This window comes from Peribacillus sp. JNUCC 23 (genome assembly GCF_053653995.1).
In genome coordinates, this window is sequence record NZ_CM132202.1 from 490557 (window position 1) to 510131 (window position 19575).

13 protein-coding genes and 1 riboswitch are annotated in these 19575 nt (G+C 36.3%); all 13 genes read left to right on the top strand.

Features of this window, described 5'->3' with window-relative positions:
• Positions 1 to 23 precede the first annotated feature (23 nt).
• Complete coding sequence (locus JNUCC23_RS02565; protein ID WP_454214111.1) at positions 24 to 1694, top strand: Hsp70 family protein; 1671 nt, start codon at positions 24 to 26, stop codon at positions 1692 to 1694.
• Between the two features lie 531 nt (positions 1695 to 2225).
• Complete coding sequence (locus JNUCC23_RS02570; RefSeq protein ID WP_454214113.1) at positions 2226 to 5234, top strand: hypothetical protein; 3009 nt, start codon at positions 2226 to 2228, stop codon at positions 5232 to 5234.
• Between the two features lie 155 nt (positions 5235 to 5389).
• Positions 5390 to 6598 carry a hypothetical protein gene (locus JNUCC23_RS02575; RefSeq protein WP_454214115.1) on the top strand — a complete coding sequence of 403 codons (1209 nt, stop codon included), beginning with the start codon at positions 5390 to 5392 and terminating at the stop codon, positions 6596 to 6598.
• 11 nt (positions 6599 to 6609) lie between these two features.
• The gene (locus JNUCC23_RS02580) at positions 6610 to 9213 is read left to right on the top strand and encodes a GAP1-N2 domain-containing protein (protein WP_454214117.1); all 2604 of its coding nucleotides are present in this window, start codon (positions 6610 to 6612) and stop codon (positions 9211 to 9213) included.
• 139 nt (positions 9214 to 9352) lie between these two features.
• Positions 9353 to 11464 carry a TRAFAC clade GTPase domain-containing protein gene (locus JNUCC23_RS02585; RefSeq protein WP_454214119.1) on the top strand — a complete coding sequence of 704 codons (2112 nt, stop codon included), beginning with the start codon at positions 9353 to 9355 and terminating at the stop codon, positions 11462 to 11464.
• The gene (locus JNUCC23_RS02590) at positions 11451 to 11918 is read left to right on the top strand and encodes a hypothetical protein (protein ID WP_454214120.1); all 468 of its coding nucleotides are present in this window, start codon (positions 11451 to 11453) and stop codon (positions 11916 to 11918) included. The genes JNUCC23_RS02585 and JNUCC23_RS02590 overlap by 14 nt, the downstream gene beginning before the upstream one ends.
• 271 nt (positions 11919 to 12189) lie before the next feature.
• Complete coding sequence (locus JNUCC23_RS02595) at positions 12190 to 12807, top strand: acetate uptake transporter (protein ID WP_454214122.1); 618 nt, start codon at positions 12190 to 12192, stop codon at positions 12805 to 12807.
• Positions 12808 to 13132: 325 nt separating this feature from the next.
• Positions 13133 to 14110 (top strand): ring-cleaving dioxygenase, encoded by a 978-nt coding sequence (locus JNUCC23_RS02600; RefSeq protein ID WP_062184894.1) that lies wholly within the window; start codon positions 13133 to 13135, stop codon positions 14108 to 14110.
• Positions 14111 to 14912: 802 nt separating this feature from the next.
• Positions 14913 to 15215, top strand: coding sequence for a WXG100 family type VII secretion target (locus JNUCC23_RS02605; RefSeq protein ID WP_403075062.1), 303 nt, complete (start codon positions 14913 to 14915; stop codon positions 15213 to 15215).
• 340 nt (positions 15216 to 15555) lie between these two features.
• Complete coding sequence (locus JNUCC23_RS02610; RefSeq protein ID WP_454214125.1) at positions 15556 to 16803, top strand: hypothetical protein; 1248 nt, start codon at positions 15556 to 15558, stop codon at positions 16801 to 16803.
• Positions 16804 to 16812: 9 nt separating this feature from the next.
• Entirely contained in the window at positions 16813 to 17607 is a 795-nt protein-coding gene (locus tag JNUCC23_RS02615; RefSeq protein WP_454214127.1) for a hypothetical protein, read from the top strand.
• Positions 17608 to 17611: 4 nt separating this feature from the next.
• On the top strand, positions 17612 to 18178 hold the full coding sequence (locus JNUCC23_RS02620; protein ID WP_454214129.1) for a DUF5381 family protein: 567 nt from the start codon (positions 17612 to 17614) through the stop codon (positions 18176 to 18178).
• Between the two features lie 402 nt (positions 18179 to 18580).
• Positions 18581 to 18685, top strand: a riboswitch (SAM riboswitch).
• Between the two features lie 96 nt (positions 18686 to 18781).
• Entirely contained in the window at positions 18782 to 19282 is a 501-nt protein-coding gene (locus tag JNUCC23_RS02625; protein ID WP_454214131.1) for a riboflavin kinase, read from the top strand.
• The last annotated feature ends 293 nt before the right edge of the window (positions 19283 to 19575 follow it).

A 19575-nucleotide genomic window follows, 5' to 3' on the forward strand; every position in this document is an offset into this window, starting at 1 on the left:
GAAAGTAAAGGGGAGTTTTCGTAATGAGTGAAATCAAAAAGGTATATGGGATTGACCTAGGGACGACATATTCTTGTATTTCTTATATGGACGAACACAATAAAGCGGTCGTTATTTCCAATTCTGAAGGAGAGAGAATTACACCTTCTGTTGTGTACTTTGAAGATATTGGGGAAGAAAAGCCAAACGTAGTAGTAGGTACAGCTGCAAAGGAAAGCTCAAAACTTTATCCAAGCGATGTCTCTTCGTTTATAAAAAGACAAATAGGTACAGATATTCCGTTTTATCATGGAGATGAAAAGTATCGTCCAGAGGAAATTTCCGCCTATATTCTGAGAAAACTAGTACAAGATGGAGAAGAAATTGTCGGCGAGAAAATTACGGATGTCGTCATTACCGTACCTGCATATTTCGGGGTAAATGAAAGAGAAGCAACGAAGAGAGCTGGAGAAGTTGCAGGTTTGAATGTGATTGGATTAATTCCAGAGCCGACTGCAGCAGCGGTTGCCTACGGAATGACAAAGGAAGATAACAAAAAAGTTCTCGTGTATGACTTAGGAGGGGGAACGTTTGACGTTACACTGATTGATATTTCTCAAGAGTCGATTGAAGTGATTGTTACAGGTGGAGATCATAATCTTGGAGGAAAAGATTGGGATGATGCCATAATTGCTTACCTTGTTGATCAATACAAAGAGCAAACGGGCTCTGATGAAGATATATTAGAAGATGAAGAAACGGCTCAGCAGCTGCAATTAATGGCAGAGTCTTCAAAGAAAACTCTTTCTTCTCGAAACAAAGCACCCATTCGTTTTAACCATGGAGCAGAGAGCGTTCGTGTAGAATTAACTCGTGAAAAATTCGAGGAAATTACAGAGCATTTGCTTCAAAGAACGATTGAATTAACGAATCTAATGTTTGAAGAAGCGATGAAAAAGGGTGTAGGCAAAGATCAAATTGATGAAATAATTCTAGTTGGTGGATCAACACGTATGCCACAAATTGAAGCACGATTAACAGATGAGTTTAATGTCCAATTAACAATCTTTGATCCCGATGAATCCGTTGCAAAGGGAGCGGCTCTTTATGGGATGCAAAAGTCACTTCAAGATTGGGTTAAAACAAGAGCGCAGGAAATTAATGAAACGACTGGTGGAAGCACTGAGGAAGATACCACGAAGGCTCAAGCACAAGCGATGGACGAATTAGTGAATATCGTTCCATCTATTGGTCCTGCTGTAATCGAAAAAAATATTCAACGCACTATTAAAAATGTAACAAGTAAGAGCTTTGGCGTAATTATTATAGATACGGATGGCGAAAACAGAGTTAATAACTTAATTAAGAAAAATGATTCTCTTCCAAGTGCTGTGACTCAGGAATATGGGACGTCAGAAGCAAATCAAGAATCAGTATTACTAGAAGTTATGGAAAATGAAGTATCTGATGACATGCTAGAAATCGAAAATGCAGTAAAAATTGGAGAAGCTATATTAGAAATGCCTAATAATTTGCCAAAAGGTTCTCCAATACAAGTAACATTCATTCTAAATGAAGATGGTCGATTAGAAGTAACGGGTATAGAATTAACAAATAACAGCAAGGTGAACGCTACTATAGAAACGACATCGATTATTACAATTGAAGAAGTAGAAGAAGCGAAAATCCGTAGCAGTGCATTGCAAGTAAGCTAATGAACGATGAGGGATGAAGAAAACTCCCACTGATTGAAGTTTCACTTTAGTTAGGAAATAGTGAGCCTGTAGTCGGTTTTGGTCCTGTAATATGAGCATTTTGTAAATAAAATTGCTATGACTGATGAAAATACCTTAACGACAGGTTTAAATCAAATAGTAAGCTCGTTTTCAAAAATTGCCCAGGTCTTGTCCAATCACCAGCAAAAGGCAGGAAAATAACCATGCAATATTTCAATTAGGGAAGAGGAGGAAGAACAATCTTCTTCCTCTTTTAAATGAAGAACAATCTTCTTCCTCTTTTAAATGAAGAACAAGATGTTGGGGCTCTGTGACCTAAAAATATAGCCAAACTACTTAAGAATCATACTTCTTAGCGGCTCCACACCATCGCCTTTAAGATGAGGAGAGTTTAGCGTGCTACATTATTTGTCCTCTGTCATAAATGTAGACGTTAGAAACGCCATATTCAATTTATATGGGCATTCATAAGAACCTATTATTTGGAGTTAAAGGGGTGAACGGATAAAAATGGATCAACAAAACTATTATCTGCTACTAGAATTGCCATATGATCCCCCAGAGCATAACTACGACAATATTAAAAAGGCCATTCAGAAAAAAAGGTCTCTATGGACAAGAAGGTTGTCTAATGCGACATATCGGTCAGAGGCGGAATCATTTTTAAGAATGATGGAACGAATGGAAAAGGATATGCAGGATCACAGCTTTAGGGAAACTGAAGCTCAAGCGGCAAAATGGCTACATGATAAAGAACAGCAACAGAAAGAGAAAGAAAAATACGAAAAACTTAATAAAGTAATCCTAATATTATCGAAAAAAGGATATGTGTTAGAAGAAGAAGTAGAGAGTATTCAAAAAGATTTAGGATTTACTACAAATGAAGTTATCACCAACATTGTAAGTGTTCCTATAAAAACAAATAAAAGTGGTGCTAAACATAAAGAGACGAAAAGTGGACGACCAGCATTAACAAAAGAGAAAATGAAATCAATTTGTGATTTACTAGACAAGCTGATTGATCAACCTAGAGTTGGCAAGGTAACTAGCTTATATGATTTATTAGAGCTTCCTGAAGGAACAGGAGAACTAGATCTTCATGATAAGGCGAATGCTGAATACAAATTGCTTTCTAGTAAAGGAGTTGTATCTGGAGAACTTCTTATCAAGAAAGATGCCCTTTCCCAAGCGCTAACTGTTTTTAAAGATAAAGAAACACGCTTGAAATACGATGAATCTTTAAAAATGAAGAGATTTGAAAGCATCGCTCAGTATGTTAAAGTTGCGGGTTGTACAGGGGAACTTGAAAAGTCTGTTTATGAGGAACTTAGGATTCAGGCAATGAATGAAGGGCTCTCTTCCGCAGATTCAGAGGTTAGAATAAAAAGAGTGTGTGACGATGAGAATATCGCAATTGTTTCAAAACAACAGCAGGCGAAACAACCAATAGTAGAACTCGAACACTGTGGAAACTGTGGACTAGTCAATAAAGCAAAAGGCGTGTCATGTACAGGTTGTGGTCAACCATTGAAGATTGAATGCAAAAAATGCGGTGTGACGTCGCCATCATCTAGTGAACATTGTTCACGCTGTGGGATTTCCTTTATCAGCTTTTATTATCAAGAGCACTATCTCAAACGCGCTGAATGGGCCTTAGTAAACAAAGATTACGTAACAGCTGAAGCAATGGTGGAAAGAGCAAAGTATTACTGGGATGGGTTGGCAGCTATTGAAACCCTTACTGACAAAATAACGAGTTTTTACCGATTAGTAGATAAAAGAGTTCAAAAAGTAGAAGAACTCATGAAAGCTTCTAAGTTTTATAGTGCGGAGCGCGAACTGAATATCCTTAAACGCACCCACCCTAATTTGGATACCATCCCTACTTTTGAACGAGATATTCGCAGACAAATTAATGGAGCCGAATCTTACATAAACCGAGCGAAGATAGCAGCTACAGATCAGGAGAAGATTTCACTCTTACTCTCTTCTTTAGAAGAAAGTGTAGATTGTCAAACAGCGCTTACCGAACTGAGTAAATACCCGCCTGAACCGCCTACAGAAGTGCGAGCTGGGATTACGCAAGATGCCATTAAACTTGAATGGAATTCTCCTTATAAACAGAATGACGTCATGTATGAAATCTATCGCAAAGAGGAAGGCACAACAATGGCTAAAAAAGTGGCCGATACCCCTCACTGTGTCTATGCGGACAAAAAAGCAGAAGCTGGAAAGCGATATAGTTACTACGTTCAAACAATACAAGGGAGTAAAGTGTCAGCTAAAAGTTCAATGATTAGTAATCTAATGAAGACTTCTGAAGTGGATAGTTTAAAAGCTCAGGTGAAAAATGAAGGTATTCAGGTACTGTGGAAATCACCAGGAAACACCAAGATTGAAGTTTGGCGAAAAGAAGGAAGTCTTCCCGAGGGACGGGGAGATGGAATCAAGCTCAGCGGTGTAACTCAAAATAATGTCTTGGATATAAATGTTGAAAGTAATAAAGAGTATGGCTATTTAGTTATTGTTCAATATAAAGATCAACAAGGAAAGCCCTTTTTCTCAAGAGGATCTGGTTTGATGGCTGTTACTTCTAACGAATCGATTGGGGCAATCTCAGTAGATGAGCAAAAAGACTATATTCACTTTAATTGGAAACCAAGACTAAATGGGGATATTAAACTATTTTATTCTGATTTCCCATTTGACGAATATAAACCAAACGAATGTTGGTCGTATTCCAAAATCGTCAGGGAATCCGGGAATGAAGTTGTTGAGATTGTGTCAGAAGGTAAGGCAATTAAAGCGAGAAATTTTAGTGGTTTTTTACATGTGTTACCTGTGTTAAAAATAGGAAGTAGTGCCATTATTGGTGAAACTTTTGTTCTAAAATCTATCCAGCCTGTTACAAAGGTAGTTGGAAGAAGAGAACAAAATGATTTGATTCTTCAATGGCAATGGCCCGAAGATACCCAAAAGGTAACTATTCGTTATAGCGAAAAGGGGTTTCAAGATTCTGCCGCAGAAGAAAGAGAATGTCAAAGGTTTTCCTATAAAAAATTCAATGGGTACAAAATTGATTCAATAAGAGAAAGTCGAGATATCTTCGTAACTGTTTTCGTGACGGAAGAATGGGAAGGAGAGAAATTCCACTCCAAACCAGTACAGTATTTGTTCACCGAACGCGAGCCGATGGAAATTCGTTATTCTCTAACTATTCAGAGAAAGATGCTTGGTTTGAAAAAAGAAGCATTTTTGAAAATTAAGATGCCAGAGTACGGAATACCGAATTTGACTCTTGTAAAACAAAAGGGACGTATCCCAAATCGGAAAAGTGACGGTGAAATCATCCAAGTGATTGACAATCCGAATGGCGAATATACGAAGGAATACATCATATCCTTAAATGATTATTTGGAAGAAGACAGCTACGCAAAATTGTTTTTTGAAACAAAAGAAGATGCCCTGAATTATAAGATTGTAGCAGAACCTGGCACTAAATTTGCCTTGTTCTCCTAATGGGTAATTCATATGTTTTGGGCTGTCTCAAACCAAAGGGATAAAACGCGAAATGATTGGATTACGTACAATTTACTTGATATATCACGATATGGATCGTGTACGAAGTTAGACCATTTTTGGACTTCTTCTATTAATAAAAAAGGGGGATTACATTGGCTTTAATAAAAAGGAAATACATATGTCCGTATTGTTTTACCAAGCATAAAATGCATGAAGTAGAATTTCGTTGTTCGAATGAAAATCACCGAGAACAGGATAAAAAGTTCGGGGACTATTGGGGCCAACCAGCTCCCTTCGAACAAAAAGTTCTTCCTGCTTCAGAAAGAAATACTTGGGAAAAGTTAAAATCATCTATGCCTGAATCGACTGTTTGTGAAGAGTGCGAGACAAAGCCAGTTACTCGAAAGCGAATTTGTCCAACTTGTCATTCAGATTTACCATCCTCTATCGCAGATTATGAAGATTATATTATTGCTGTTATCGGCGGGAAGGAAACGGGGAAGAGCCATTACATTGCGATGCTCATTGAGCGAATAAACAATGAACTTGGCAACACATACAATTGCTTTCTGCAGCCAGAAAACGATGAAACAATTCGAAGGTATAAAGAAAACTTTTACAATCCATTATTTCGGGAAAAAAGGGCACTAAATGTCACCGACTCTGCAAACTCTAACGATGAAATAAAACGCCCATTGCTGTATACACTTTCAATTAATGGAGATGGCGTCCTTGGAAAGAAGATTATTACGCTGGCTTTCTTTGATACAGCGGGTGAAGACCTACACGATGAAGGAAATATGCTGAAGCATAACCGCTATATCTGTAATTCCTCCGGTGTCATTTGTTTACTTGATCCACTTCAACTTGATTCTGTTCGGAAAGAAATAAGTGATAACCATCTACCGGTTACCCTACCTCAGGATAACCCGAATGGTGATGTAAGTGATCTATTATCTCGGACGACGAACATGATTCGTAATACGCTACATATTAAAATGAGTAAAAAAATACCGATACCCATGGCCTTAAGCTTTTCGAAAATTGATGCTATTCAACCACTATTGGATCCTTCTAGTCAGTTGAATCAAAAAGGTCAGCATATGGAGAAGAATGCCTTTGATATTGTTGACTTTGAAAATATTCATAAAGAGATGGAAGGTCTTGTTCAAGAATGGACACGTGGAAATATCCCGAATCTACTAAGCCACAACTACAAAGAATATGCGTATTTTGGGTTATCTGCGCTTGGACATGATCCTAGAATGGGAGTTAAGGAAATTGTTCCGTACAGAGTGGAAGACCCATTTCTTTGGTTGCTATGGAAAAATAAGATTATTAATGGAGTAAACCGAAAGTGAGGGAGAAATCTATGAAAATTGAACAGCTGTACTACACTTCCGCCAAACGAGGAATCAGCAATGGTTCAGGTTTTCAGGTCTACTCAATGTCAGAAGGAATTACTAGAACAGAAATTTCAGAGATTCAAAATTTAGTCGGATATGTTCCGCCGTCAAATCTTCCATCACGCCCAACCGATGAAGAGATCCAGAATCTGTTTCCGAAGTCCTACACATTTTTTACATTAAGTACGGGGCGATATGGTGTATTTCAATCATCTTATGTTGGAAAAGATTACTCTGAGAGATATGGAAATTACTTTTCCCATGTATTGGTATTTGATGGGGAGTTGCCTAATTATTCAATGGAGTACTATCGTTCTTCTATTTTTAAAGAAAAGCTAACTGTGGAAGAAGAAAATAGCTTAGAAGCACCGCAACCTTTGGCAACTCTTGAAAGCATTCCGAAGAATCCTAAACTATCTTTTGATAGAATTGGACAATTTCTGAACGAAGGTAGCAGAACAAATGATTTGACATCTATCCTAAGTATGTTAATTGATCATACTATAGTAGGGAAACGGTTTATGATTATCGATGATAGGGAACATTTGCCGTATTGGTATGCTGCTATTCAGTATTCTTTACCCAAGGAATTGGCGAATCAAGTGACCTTTACCACGTATACGCATAATCCAGACAAAAATCCAGCGCTAATTTGTTCAACCATGACATTGGGAACTCGCTATACCTCAACACATGCGAATCACTCTCCCTACTTTTTATTTGATTTTCAGAATCGAAGTATTCTTCAAGTAGATCATATATCAGCATATGCGAGGTATGCTGCTGAGACCTTAAGAGAAAGAAAATCACGTCAATCTCTTTTTACCATTATTCAGCAGAGTAGTATCACGACCATAAGTAAAGAGTTAGATAAAAGTATTGCTGTGCTTCATTTCATGGAGAATGGAATATCATCTCTCCAAATGAATGAGCTTGCTGATACTATTGAATTTGTTCAAAGATATGGACATGACAGTCTATACAAAGAGATCGTAGACAAATTAAGTCGATACTGGTTTGACCTTGAACATTTGCAAGAAGACTTGCTAGAGCTTTCATTGGAGCACGCATCCACGATCACCTTATTTTTATTAGAAGGAGCCGAAAGAACCAAGCGGAAAGAACATTGGGAGATAGCTTTGACGTTCTTCTTTCATACTGTGGATCAGTTTTTACTGGATGCCCAGCTACCCGAAGAAATTAACCAGGTTATATCCTATTATGAAGACATTCAAGGGAGATCTGTTTCTACTACTAGTTTCGCCGAGAAAGCGATTCAGCCAGACAGATTATCTAATCTAGCCTATCTACATACTGAACCTAATATATACAAAGTTCAATTTTACTTTACAAGTTTGATCGGTCATATTCGTGAATTAAATAAGGAACCCTTAGAATATCAGCAGAAGCAAACTCTGTACATCTTATTTAAGTTAGTGATGAAGGGAAATGGTACCTATAAGAAAGAGGCGCTTGAATCCCTTCATACTATTCCTAGCACCTTTGTACAAATCATTACGATATATTATCAAGATATCTCAAACATGCAATCCCAATTGAAAACCAACCTAGAACGTGCATTCCAGACCCTGTTAGTAACCATGAAAGATAATCCAAACTGGACAAATGTAACGTTGAAATTGCTAGCAAAAGAGGAAATGGGTAAAAGGTTGATTCTTCAAAGTTTTTACAATGAATTAGACGATACAAATCAACCGATTCAATTACTCGAGAGTTACTATCAAAACGTATTTACGAAGATCTCTTTATTGGATACTGATTTGCAAAAGTTAGTAATGAAAACGATGCAGAATGTAGGTGGAAAAGGGCAGTTGCAAGAGCAATTCCCACAGTTTTTGAAATCTCAGTTCCTCGCCTATATAGATAATCATCAGCTACAGCAAATAGTTGACAGTTTTGAAGAAACGATCGTGTTCTCAAACCTTGATGAGACGAAACTAAAATTTTTGCAAACAGTGAAACAGGTTAAGGATGAAAGAAAGCTACACTCAAAAACAAACATCCTTCCTTTAATCGACTTTACGATGAAGCTAAGGACAGGAGGCAAGCCAGCGGTAGAATCGCAGCCGGCTGTCGTTGAGATCTTAACATCCTTCCCACCAAAAAGGTATAAAGATTATTTAGAATGGAGTTTGCCATTTTATCTTTCCCCTGGTCTAAAAGAAAATGACCGAGTTCAAGTTCTGAACATGTTATATGTAGTGGATATGGTTGAACTTTTCTGGGAAGCGTTGGCCTATCATCCCAACATAAAAAACAAAGTTCATGTAGAAAGCATGCAGACTTTTATTCTATATGCTCTATCCAAAAGAAGGACAGAAGCGATGTTAGACGTGAATAATAAATTTGATTACTCAATGGTTCGCTACTTTCAACAAAACCAAAGTGGCTTTAAGAAGATTAATGAATGGATGCTTCAGCAGTCTTCTTATAAAAAGGGTCATGTATTGAAAGAAAGATGGGAGAAAATCAGGGAGAAAACGTTTGAAAGAGGAGGTTCATCCAAGTTAAAGAGTTCTTTACTTTCTAAAATTAAAAACCTATTTTAAGAGTCATCTTTTGGATCATTTAAGTTTTGAAACCATGAATAGAGAAAAAGGGGCCTTCTCTAACCGCTTCATGGTTTCAACCTAATAAGTAAAAAGATAGCTAGATTACTACATTATGTAGATAAGGGGAGAGAAGGTTGTGGTTCGTGTTTTTAACGAAAGGAATTTTCGAATACTAGACTTTTTAAGTTTAGTATTTGCATTAGCCATTTGGCAATTTGATATTGATCGTTCTATGATCAATATCATGATCGGGCTTGTGCTACCATCTGTTTTACTCGTATGGACTAGGTGGCATAAGTTTGATGAAAGAGTAGGTTCTTTTGCGTTATTTGCTATTCTATTCGCTATTCTTAATTGGCCACTTGGATTTGAAGTCCTATTTGAGCGGAGTCCGATCTTTTTCATTGCTTTAGTGGCGGTATTTTTATTAAGACCAACTATTGAAATGATTACAGGACTGCTTTTTAGTTTTTGGATTAGCTTTGTTCTTGTCTTTCTAACTAGGTATCTAAATAGTTGGCTGGATGTTTTTTCTGCTACAATTCTTGATGATATTGCTACATTTGCTTTTAGTAGTGAAGGGATGTATGCCCTTATTACGAATTATTGGTGGATTTATTTTGTCGTAGGTTATCTATGTGCCCTTCTATCCTTCATGATTTATGAACCGCGAATAAATAACCGCTTTCTGGTTATAGGTGGTATTTTATCTTTTCCTGTTTTAATCGTAGTTTTTCCTTTTAGTGGAATTATATATGGGATATTTAGTTCAGTAAGAGTTTACTTGTATCAACTTGTGAATCATGCTGGGAGTGCAATACATCAGGGGGATGAGGAGCAACAACCAGCAAAGAAAAGTTACTTATTTCAAAAGGCTTTCAGAGATTGGAAGACGATTGTACAAGCTGGAATTAAGGGAAATATCGGTTCTTCCAAGCTGTTTATTCAAAAGGTGAAAAGTCATAAAAGATATTATGGTTGGATTACGTGGGTTTATTCTTCATTGTTCTGGATGAGTGTTTCACTGATTCAGATAACGATAGGAACTCTGTGGATAACACTGGCTTCACTAGTCCATATCATGACGATCATAATAGCTGGACTTCCGCTTTATATCGTTTCAGCTATTATTTGGGGACTCGATAAGGGGTATAGAAAAGTTAATAAAGTACAAGTACTATGTCCGACCTGTCATCATTCGGCTGAAATGCCCATTTATGTTTGTTCTAATTGTTCTGCGGAACATACGAAACTTATACCGGGAGCTTATGGAATTCTAAAAAGAAAATGTTCGTGTGGAGATAAGCTTCCAACAACATTTTTTAATGGTCGTGCTAATTTAGAAGCAAGGTGTCCGAGCTGTAAGTCCAATCAACATAGCAGAGAATCAACGCCTATATCCATTCCGATTATTGGTGGTCCTTCGGTTGGGAAGACGTGCTTTATGATTTCCGCGACTAGGAGAATTATTGAGGATGTAGCACCAAAACAGCAATGGAATGTTCGTTTTATGAATGAACATGAAAGAATGAACTTTGAATCGGTATCTTCAGATCTAATAAAAGGAAATTTGCCATCTAAAACTGTGAATGGTGAATTAAGTGCATTCAACTTCTTTATTTCTAAGAAGAAATGGCCCGCGGCTAAAATGGTTTATTTTTATGATCCTGCTGGAGAAACATTTGGTGATATGCACAGTCTTAAGAGTCACAAATACTATGAGCATAATCATGGGAATGTCTTCATTATTGATCCCTTTTCTATTGCAGAGATATCCAGGCAATATGAAATGGAACATAATTATTTTTCAACTGTAAACCCGAGTGGAGCGTCTCTAGAGGAAATTTATGATCGTTTAATCGTTTATTTCCAAGAGCAATATGGAGTGAAACCTCATCAAAAAATAACCAAACCAATTGCCTTTGTTATTAATAAAGTGGATGCCTATAATCTAGACCAGCGAATCGGAGAAAAAGCAGCTCAAGAAATTATGGATAAGGATCCTTCTATCAAAACGAAAGAAGATGCTATCCATCAATTATGTTATAAACTGCTTTCTGAAGCAGGTATGAATAGTTTCTTGCGGAAAGTTGAAAACAAGTTCTCAAATTATCGCTTCTTCGCAAGCTCGACGATTAAAGGCGGCGAATTCACAAGTGTAGAGAAACCTATTTTGTGGGTGTTAAGTCAAGCGGATAACGACCTATTGGTTTCATGGAAAGGAGATGAGCCAAGTGGACAAAATTAAGCAGACAACGATACAAGCACTTGCACTATTCATTACTGCTATTATCTTTATTATTCCGGGTTATCTCTTTTCTGATGGTGTGAAAGTGCAAGCTGAAAAAGGTTGGGACTTATTCAATAAGCAAGTAGGCAACCTCTCAGCACAAGTAGTTGAATTAAAAAGTTTATCTTTTTCTGACATGTTTAGTGGAGATGGGGGCGACGATGAGAAAAATGAAGCTCTCTCACCGATAGGAAATATTAGGGTGATAACTTCGCAAGCCAATATTCGTGCCACCCCTGAAGTACCAGTGAATTCAGAGGAGAATATTGTAAACACAGTAGTTGAAGGGCAGGAATTCCCTTACTACGATTCAGTAGAAACAGATAAAGGAGACATATGGTATAAATTAATTGATCCTGATACAGGAGAGGAACTTTGGATTAGTGAAATTACGGTAGAGGTAGTCAAATAATGTAATTAGAATGGAATACAAGGGAAGTATATCTATTCCTCCATTATTCCACACTGGGTGACATGCATATTTTAACAAATGTTCAATGTTCCTCTGATTTCAATTTAGTCTAAAAATGAAACCATGAGAAAATGGGAGAAAATAAGTGAAAACTTCATTTTAAGTGGAAGTCTAGAATCATACGGTTTATATGTTTCATCGGAAAAGACTGTATTGACACTCGTTGTCTTTTCCGATACATTACATAAGTATGTTTTTTAAGGAGGAAATAATGGGTACTCAGAATCACACACAAGTAAAAATAACAACAGCAGATCCATCCGCATTAGGCTTATTCGGTCTTGCAATGGTAACATTTGTAGCATCATCACAAAAACTAGGCTTAACAGAGGGACTTTCTTATCTCTTGCCGTGGGTATTTTTCCTAGGCGGTCTCGCTCAAGTTTATGCCTCGATACTAGATGCGAAGCATAATAATATATTTGGGACAACTGCATTTGGAGCATTCGGACTATTTTGGTTTGGTGTTGGAACAACATGGATGATTCAGTTAGGCGTTTTCGGTGAAAAGCTTGCTGCAAATGGCGATCCCAAACAACTTGGATTTGCATTTATTGGCTACTTGATTTTCAGCCTCTTTATGACGATTGGAGCCATGGAAACACATAAAGTTTTGTTCTTCATTTTCGTCTTTATTGATTTCCTATTTATTGGATTATCTTTAAGTTCTTTTAATATTATGTATGATGTAACTCATATGATTGCTGCCGTAGCAGAAATGTGCATCGCTTTGTTATCTTTCTACGGTTCAGCAGCGAACGTATTAAACACACATTTCGGACAAGTTGTGCTACCGATCGGAAAACCGTTCGGGATTTTTAAAAAATAATATTGTCTAGAGTGGACGATAAAAGTCTATCATCAATGAAAAAAAGGTGAGTATCTACTATTAAGTAGTGTCTCACCTTTTTTATTTTATTCCTCATTTTTTTATCATAGTTCTTATTATTGACAGCTCGTGTAATTCATGATATATTTATCTCGAATTAAAGATATATTAATCAGAGATAAAACAATGTGAAAAAAACGACTAGTCTGATCAACATATAGGAAAAATATTTTATAAAAGTACAAATTCAGCAAATCAGCTTAAAGGGAAGAAGCGCTCTGTTTTAAAAAGAATACAAATTGAGAATCAATTGGAGGCATGTAATATGAACGAATTAAAAGGAATTCACCACGTCACAGCCATTACAAGTAGTGCAGAAAAAAACTATGAATTTTTCACGTATGTTTTAGGCATGCGTTTAGTAAAGAAAACCGTTAACCAAGATGATATCCAGACGTATCACCTATTTTTTGCAGATGATAATGGTAGTGCAGGTACAGATATGACTTTCTTTGACTTCCCGGGTATTCCTAAAGGCGTACATGGGACAAATGAGATTTCAAAAACCTCTTTCCGTGTACCAAATGATGCAGCGATTGATTATTGGGTAAAACGTTTTGATCGTTTAGAAGTAAAACACACTGGAATTAAAGAACAATTCGGTAAAAAGACACTTTCATTTGTTGATTTTGATGACCAACAATATCAATTGATTTCAGATGAAAACAATGAAGGAGTTGCTTCTGGTACACCGTGGCAAAACGGACCTGTCCCTCTAGAGTATGCGATTACTGGTTTAGGGCCAATCTTTGTTCGAATTGCTCAGTTTGATTACTTTAAAGAAATGCTGGAAAAGGTTCTCTTATTTAAAGAAATTGATCATGAAGGTTCATTTCATTTATTTGAAGTAGGTGAAGGAGGAAATGGGGCACAAGTAGTTGTCGAATATAATGCCATACTTCCTCAAGCACAACAAGGTTTTGGTACAGTTCACCATGCGGCATTTCGAGTTGATGACCGTTCTGTATTAGAAGAATGGGATAAACATATAAGAAACTTCGGATTCCAAACATCAGGGTTTGTTGATCGTTTCTTCTTCGGATCATTGTATGTAAGAGTTGCACCACAAATTTTATTTGAGTTTGCAACAGATGGTCCAGGATTTATGGGAGATGAACCGTATGAAACGCTCGGAGAAAAATTATCTTTACCTCCATTCTTAGAACCAAAACGTGAACAAATCGAAAAATTAGTTCGCCCGATTGATACAGTAAGAAGCACAAAAGAATTCAGTAAAGAATAATAGAAAGAAACGTAAGAGAAAATAAAGTGAAACTTCCTCCACTGATTGTTAGTCCCGTTCTACTGTCGCTAAGATCGCAGCAAACGCTTCGATCAATCGACAGTACGAACCCGATTGGTTCAACTATACCTTTGAAAACCACAAAGGTAAGTTTCACTGTATCTCACCAATCGGGCTTTTACTGCCCGTTAATGCGGGATAAATGAAGCCATAATGTACGAGATTTCATTCAGGAATTCGTATATTATGGCTTATTTTGTTGCGATCAATATTCTGCTATACACTTACCTCATGTATACGTTCATACAGTTCTTACAAATCCGAATAATCAACCTTTCATATGTACCATGGCGATTTTAGTGTTATACCTTGGTTATCAGACAATGAATCACAGGCAAAGTCTAAAACAAAAATTGGATCTTAATATGGTTTAGTCTTAAGTGCCTATGCGAGATTCCCGTTTCACTGATGCTTAATAGGGGATAAAGGAACGGGTCTAAAGACTCTTTTTAGCATGCAGATTAATATTTGTTTTGTTTGCAAAAAAATATGTAAACCCTAAATCATGCATGTTTTCGAGTATTCTAAGCTTTTTTTAAAAGTAACCTTAAATTTTAAATGAATACAAGTTGAAATAATCGTTACAATTCCTTCCTAATTCATTACTGGAGACTTATGGTAAAGGATAGGAGATTATAGTAGTATTTCCTTATGTTTAAATAGGATATTAGTGTAAAAAATTTAATAGAGATAATCTAAACAGTCTTAAACAATTCTCTTGACTTAATGATGAGGTGAAAATATGAATTCTGAAGGGGTTAGAGCACTTGCAAGGGTGTTCCAAGAATCATCAGAAACATTAAAAACAAATGAATCTAAATTAATGCAAAGTATCCATACTAATGCAGCAACATGGACAGGGAAGAGTCGAGAAAAATTTGATTCAGTAATAGAAGAATCCGCTGTTTTATTTCAAAGACATTCTGACAATCTTTATGAGATCAGCAGAGAATTGGAAAGTGCAGCAAATGAAGTTGATCGAGTGAGAGAAGAGATTGAAAGGCAAAGAGAGTTAGAAAGACTTGCTTGTACGCGGAGTGAGTAGGGTACTTTGAAATATTAAATAATAGGGTGACACTTATCAAGAAGAACGATAGAGGTGTATCATGAACAATTATAATTATAAAGCGAAAAAAAAGAAAAAGAAAGACGAGGACCGGCATGCTTTAGATGATGGATGCGTTCCTGGTTGCGTTGATTTTTTTCTATTTCCTCTGCAACTGTCCGTGTTGGGTTATCAGATATTCATTAATCTTTCTTGATAAAGATTAATGAAGCAATTAATGATGATGCAATGGTTCATCAATTCATTATGTCAGTATCTTATCTTAAGGAAAATTCAATGCTTAACTAATAAATGGATATCGAAAAGAGGTCTTATACGTATGGCGAATAAAATATCCGTAGATCCAGACCGTTTAGAAGAGTTAGCCAATCAATTTGTTCTTGACTTGTCAGCGATTGAAGCAGAATATAAGCAACTGCATCTGGATCTATTTAATTTAATCAGCAGTGCGCCTGCTGAATACAGTCATTGCTTCTCTCATGTCGGGGATCCGTGGGGTACTGGAAATCAATTGGTTGATCGTCTTAGTGAAATGGAGCAAGATCTGCGTATGACGGCCGATAAATTTTCTGATGCCGATAACTTAGTGGCTAAACTTTATAAACTGCATGAGAAGTATGGCACTTTAACGGCTATGGGAGCATTGTCTGCGAAAAAGCTTACCTATTATGGTCTGGGCTTCACGCAATTCGCAAAGAATACGGATGGTCTATTCACATATAGGCATATGGGTGTCCTTCACCAAATGTCAGATGCGATTGACGGTTCTAAATATCGGAATGTGGCAAAGGCATTATTAAGTCCCACTTACTTAGCGAAGAAATATAATAATACCCCGTTTGCTAATTTAGTTCATAAAAAAATTGCCCAATATCTTCCTGACGATGTTGTTAAATTTACGAGTAGCTCAACAGCTTTGTTTGATGGGATTCAGAATAGAGCATTAGATTCTTCTAAGTTTAAGTCATTTGTTCAAACAGGTGCCAAATTTGGGAGAACTAATGCTATAAGTACGTTAGCAGTAACTGGAATAGTAGAAGCTGGTGGAATGGGCTTGAAGATTTCAGAAAACTATTCAAAGTATGGAGATCAACCGGAGATATTAAAGCGTGAAAATGCAAAAGCGGTAGGCCACGCAGTGAATAATACCGTCGCCATTACTGGAGGTTCTATTGCAGGGGCTGTAGTAGGAGGGGCATTAGGTAGTTTAGTCGGTCCAGTTGGTACAGTAATTGGAGCTACGGCAGGTTCAGTTGTCGGAGGTTTTGTGGGAGAGAAGGCTGCCAAGCTTACTGCAGGTTTAGCAGAAAAAGCAGCTATGGTATTTAAAGAGCCTATACATGATGGGCTTGAAATGATAAAGGGCGGCTTAGAGAAGGCAGGAAAAGCTGTAGAAGGATTTAATAAAGGTGTAGATTTTGTGAATGATCAAATCAAAAGTACAATTGCGGATCCGGTAGGAAAAGTGAAAGAAATAGGCAAGGGACTATCTAAAGCAAAAGAAACTGCGAGCTCTCTTGTTGATGGCGCGAAAGATTTTCTTGAAGATAAATTCTCGTTTTTTTAAGGAGGACCTATGAATACGGTTCAATTAAGCATAGAAGAGCTAATCTTTTCATTTTATAGTGAAGGGTTATATGAACAAGGTATTTCGATTAAAGAAGCTTACTTTCCAGCTATGAATGATTCTGAGTTGAAATTGATGTTAGAAATTGCCTCTCGCTCATTGTTGGCAAAAGAGATGGTAGAGGAAGTTAATAATCAATATAAACTAAAGAGAGAATATACTTCATATATCCACACATTAAATTATGCAGAGAGTACAGTAAAGGCTTCTAAATTTGATGTTAGTTTACAAGCAGAAGACAGTATCTCTTTTCATTTTAAAGATGGAGAAGTGTATTTACATAAGCTGTTGCATGATCATCAAGTTCATTATCTTTCGAAACTAACCAAAGAGAGCATGTTTTCAATAATAAGTGAATTTTTTGCTTTCAATTCACTAAAAGCAGAGTGCGAAGTGCTTTTTACGTTGAAAAGTGAAGAATTTGACGAGTTGTTAGAAGATGTAAGTCAAATTAATACTCCTTCCGGAATAAACATTCAGAAATGGGTAAAGAAATCAGATAATCCGAATATGGTAGAGCTACTAGATGATCTATCAAGAAGAAACGGTAAAATGGATAGTATACTTAGTCTTCAATATGACTCCAATAATAACCCAGAGTTCATTGATCTTTCCTTTATTATTCCAGGAAAGACGGAATTTTGGGTAGTGACTAGGAACCAAAATTTAGATCTATGTTTTCAAAGAGCAAATGAGTCAACCATAAACAATCTATTGCTGAATAACAAAACAATCTCAGCCTGAGGAGGTGCGTCTTTTGCTCAATGTAAAGAAGAAAAATGAACTGATTCAGGTAAAGGGCTCAAAGTTCATGTATGTATGGATGGCAGTATTTTATTTAGGAGGTCTAATAAGCTGTTTGATATTGATCATTGATGGCTTTAAATTCAATTCAACTTATTCGTTGATTTATATTTTGGGCGGCATCATGATCGCTCCTGTTTTTCTGTATTTAACACTCTGGTCACTGCCTGCTTTTAATCCGGGAAAAATTCTATTAACGATAATTCTGGGGAAAAATGGGAAGGTATTTTCTAAAAAGGGAACGGTTTTTATTAACAATATTCGAAGTACTGATTTGGTGAGAAATCCTATCAATTTAATAAATTATATTGTTATTGAAACCTTTGATGAAAAAAGAATAAAGATTCCTACATATAATCTTCTTAGTGACCTGGATTATCAGGTAATGGTTGATCAATATCTTTTTCCTTATATGACAGAAAACGCGAGAAAAGTTTGGGATCGTAAAATCGATTTAAATATTTTGCTTAAGGAAGTAAGGTATGAACGGCAGGAAAAGAAAATCGAATAGCTTTTTGATTACATTGCGATTTATTACCAGTTGTGAAATTTTCCAATCGTTTAAAAGTGTGCTAACGTAAAAAAAACAAAAGGGATAAAGAATTTTTTTCTTCATAGAAAAGCTTTTTATCCTTTTTAAACGATTAGAGTTTTACCTAGATAGTTACATTACATAAAAAATTTTCTTTAATAAATATGAAAAATCTCTTTTTAAATGCCAATTACTTTGCTTAAAGTGACTAAGGATCTTAGTAATTTCTTAAAGACAATCTTTTATCCACGTTAAACATGCATAATTAAGTATCGGAAAAATCTGACATTAAATACTTGACAAGAACTTGAACATTTTATATATTGAATGTAATAATTATTCTTAGTAATCCGATGTGTTTTAAAATTTCATACATGTAGAATCTTATCAAGAGAGATGGAGGAACTGGTCCAATGAAATCTCGGCAAAAGGCTCTTTATGAGTACTGTGCCAATTCCAGCGAACTAATGGTTCGAAAGATAAGAGGAGGCAATGGTAGCTTGTTTGTGTACATTTCACTCTTCTTATCACTTTAATAAGGAGAGTTTTTTTGTATTTACAATTGAGATAGGGGATGTGTAGATGATTAACAATCAGGATGCACCATTTGAATTTGACACTATTTTGCTTGGTAAAAGGAAGGAAGGTATTACTGAATCTCTTTGTGGGAGAGTGGTACATGGTAGGAAAATGGGACGGCAATTAGGTTTTCCTACAGCCAATGTAGATGCAGATGCTGTCTTGTTAGCGAATGGAGTATATGGCGTACATGTGGTTGTAAAAGGAAAGCAATATCGGGGCATTATGAATGTGGGTGTTAAACCAACATTTGGATCAACCTTGAAAAAAACATTTGAAGTTCATCTTCTCGACTTCTCCGATGACCTATATGGAGAGTTCATAGAGTGTCAACTTCTGTTTAAAGTGAGGGAAGAACAAAAGTTTGCTTCCATTGATTTATTAAAAAAACAAATTACGGAGGACATCTATCGTGCAATCGAGAAATTTAAACAATTTGAGGATCTTTTTAAGGACGGAGAAAGGAAAAACCTTAGGAAAAAGCAAATATCTGAATCTGCCTGATTTACAATTTTTTAATTGGTGCCATTTACAATATGGGGTAAACAAAGGAATTTATAATACGATTGATAATTGGTTTTACGAGTATGGCATTGTTAATATTCTCTCACGCAGAATTTATCTATTGTCCTTTTTGGAATTTGCCAAAGAGGTAGAATCGGAGCAGAAGCAAGATAAAGTAATTCGATTTGGAAATGGTGGACTTGTAAAAAAACTACACGAATTTCTAGTCGTTTATAAAATGGAGTCGAAAGGAGGACTTTAAAATTTGGATTTAAAGCTGAAAAGATACAGGT

Bases quoted from the DNA above. Each gene is read 5' to 3' on its own strand.
- JNUCC23_RS02615 (WP_454214127.1), top strand. From the start codon at position 16,813: ATGAATACGGTTCAATTAAGCATAGAAGAGCTAATCTTTTCATTTTAT.
- JNUCC23_RS02565 (WP_454214111.1), top strand. From the start codon at position 24: ATGAGTGAAATCAAAAAGGTATATGGGATTGACCTAGGGACGACATAT.
- JNUCC23_RS02580 (WP_454214117.1), top strand. From the start codon at position 6,610: ATGAAAATTGAACAGCTGTACTACACTTCCGCCAAACGAGGAATCAGC.
- JNUCC23_RS02595 (WP_454214122.1), top strand. From the start codon at position 12,190: ATGGGTACTCAGAATCACACACAAGTAAAAATAACAACAGCAGATCCA.
- JNUCC23_RS02605 (WP_403075062.1), top strand. From the start codon at position 14,913: ATGAATTCTGAAGGGGTTAGAGCACTTGCAAGGGTGTTCCAAGAATCA.
- JNUCC23_RS02600 (WP_062184894.1), top strand. From the start codon at position 13,133: ATGAACGAATTAAAAGGAATTCACCACGTCACAGCCATTACAAGTAGT.
- JNUCC23_RS02570 (WP_454214113.1), top strand. From the start codon at position 2,226: ATGGATCAACAAAACTATTATCTGCTACTAGAATTGCCATATGATCCC.
- JNUCC23_RS02625 (WP_454214131.1), top strand. From the start codon at position 18,782: ATGATTAACAATCAGGATGCACCATTTGAATTTGACACTATTTTGCTT.
- JNUCC23_RS02610 (WP_454214125.1), top strand. From the start codon at position 15,556: ATGGCGAATAAAATATCCGTAGATCCAGACCGTTTAGAAGAGTTAGCC.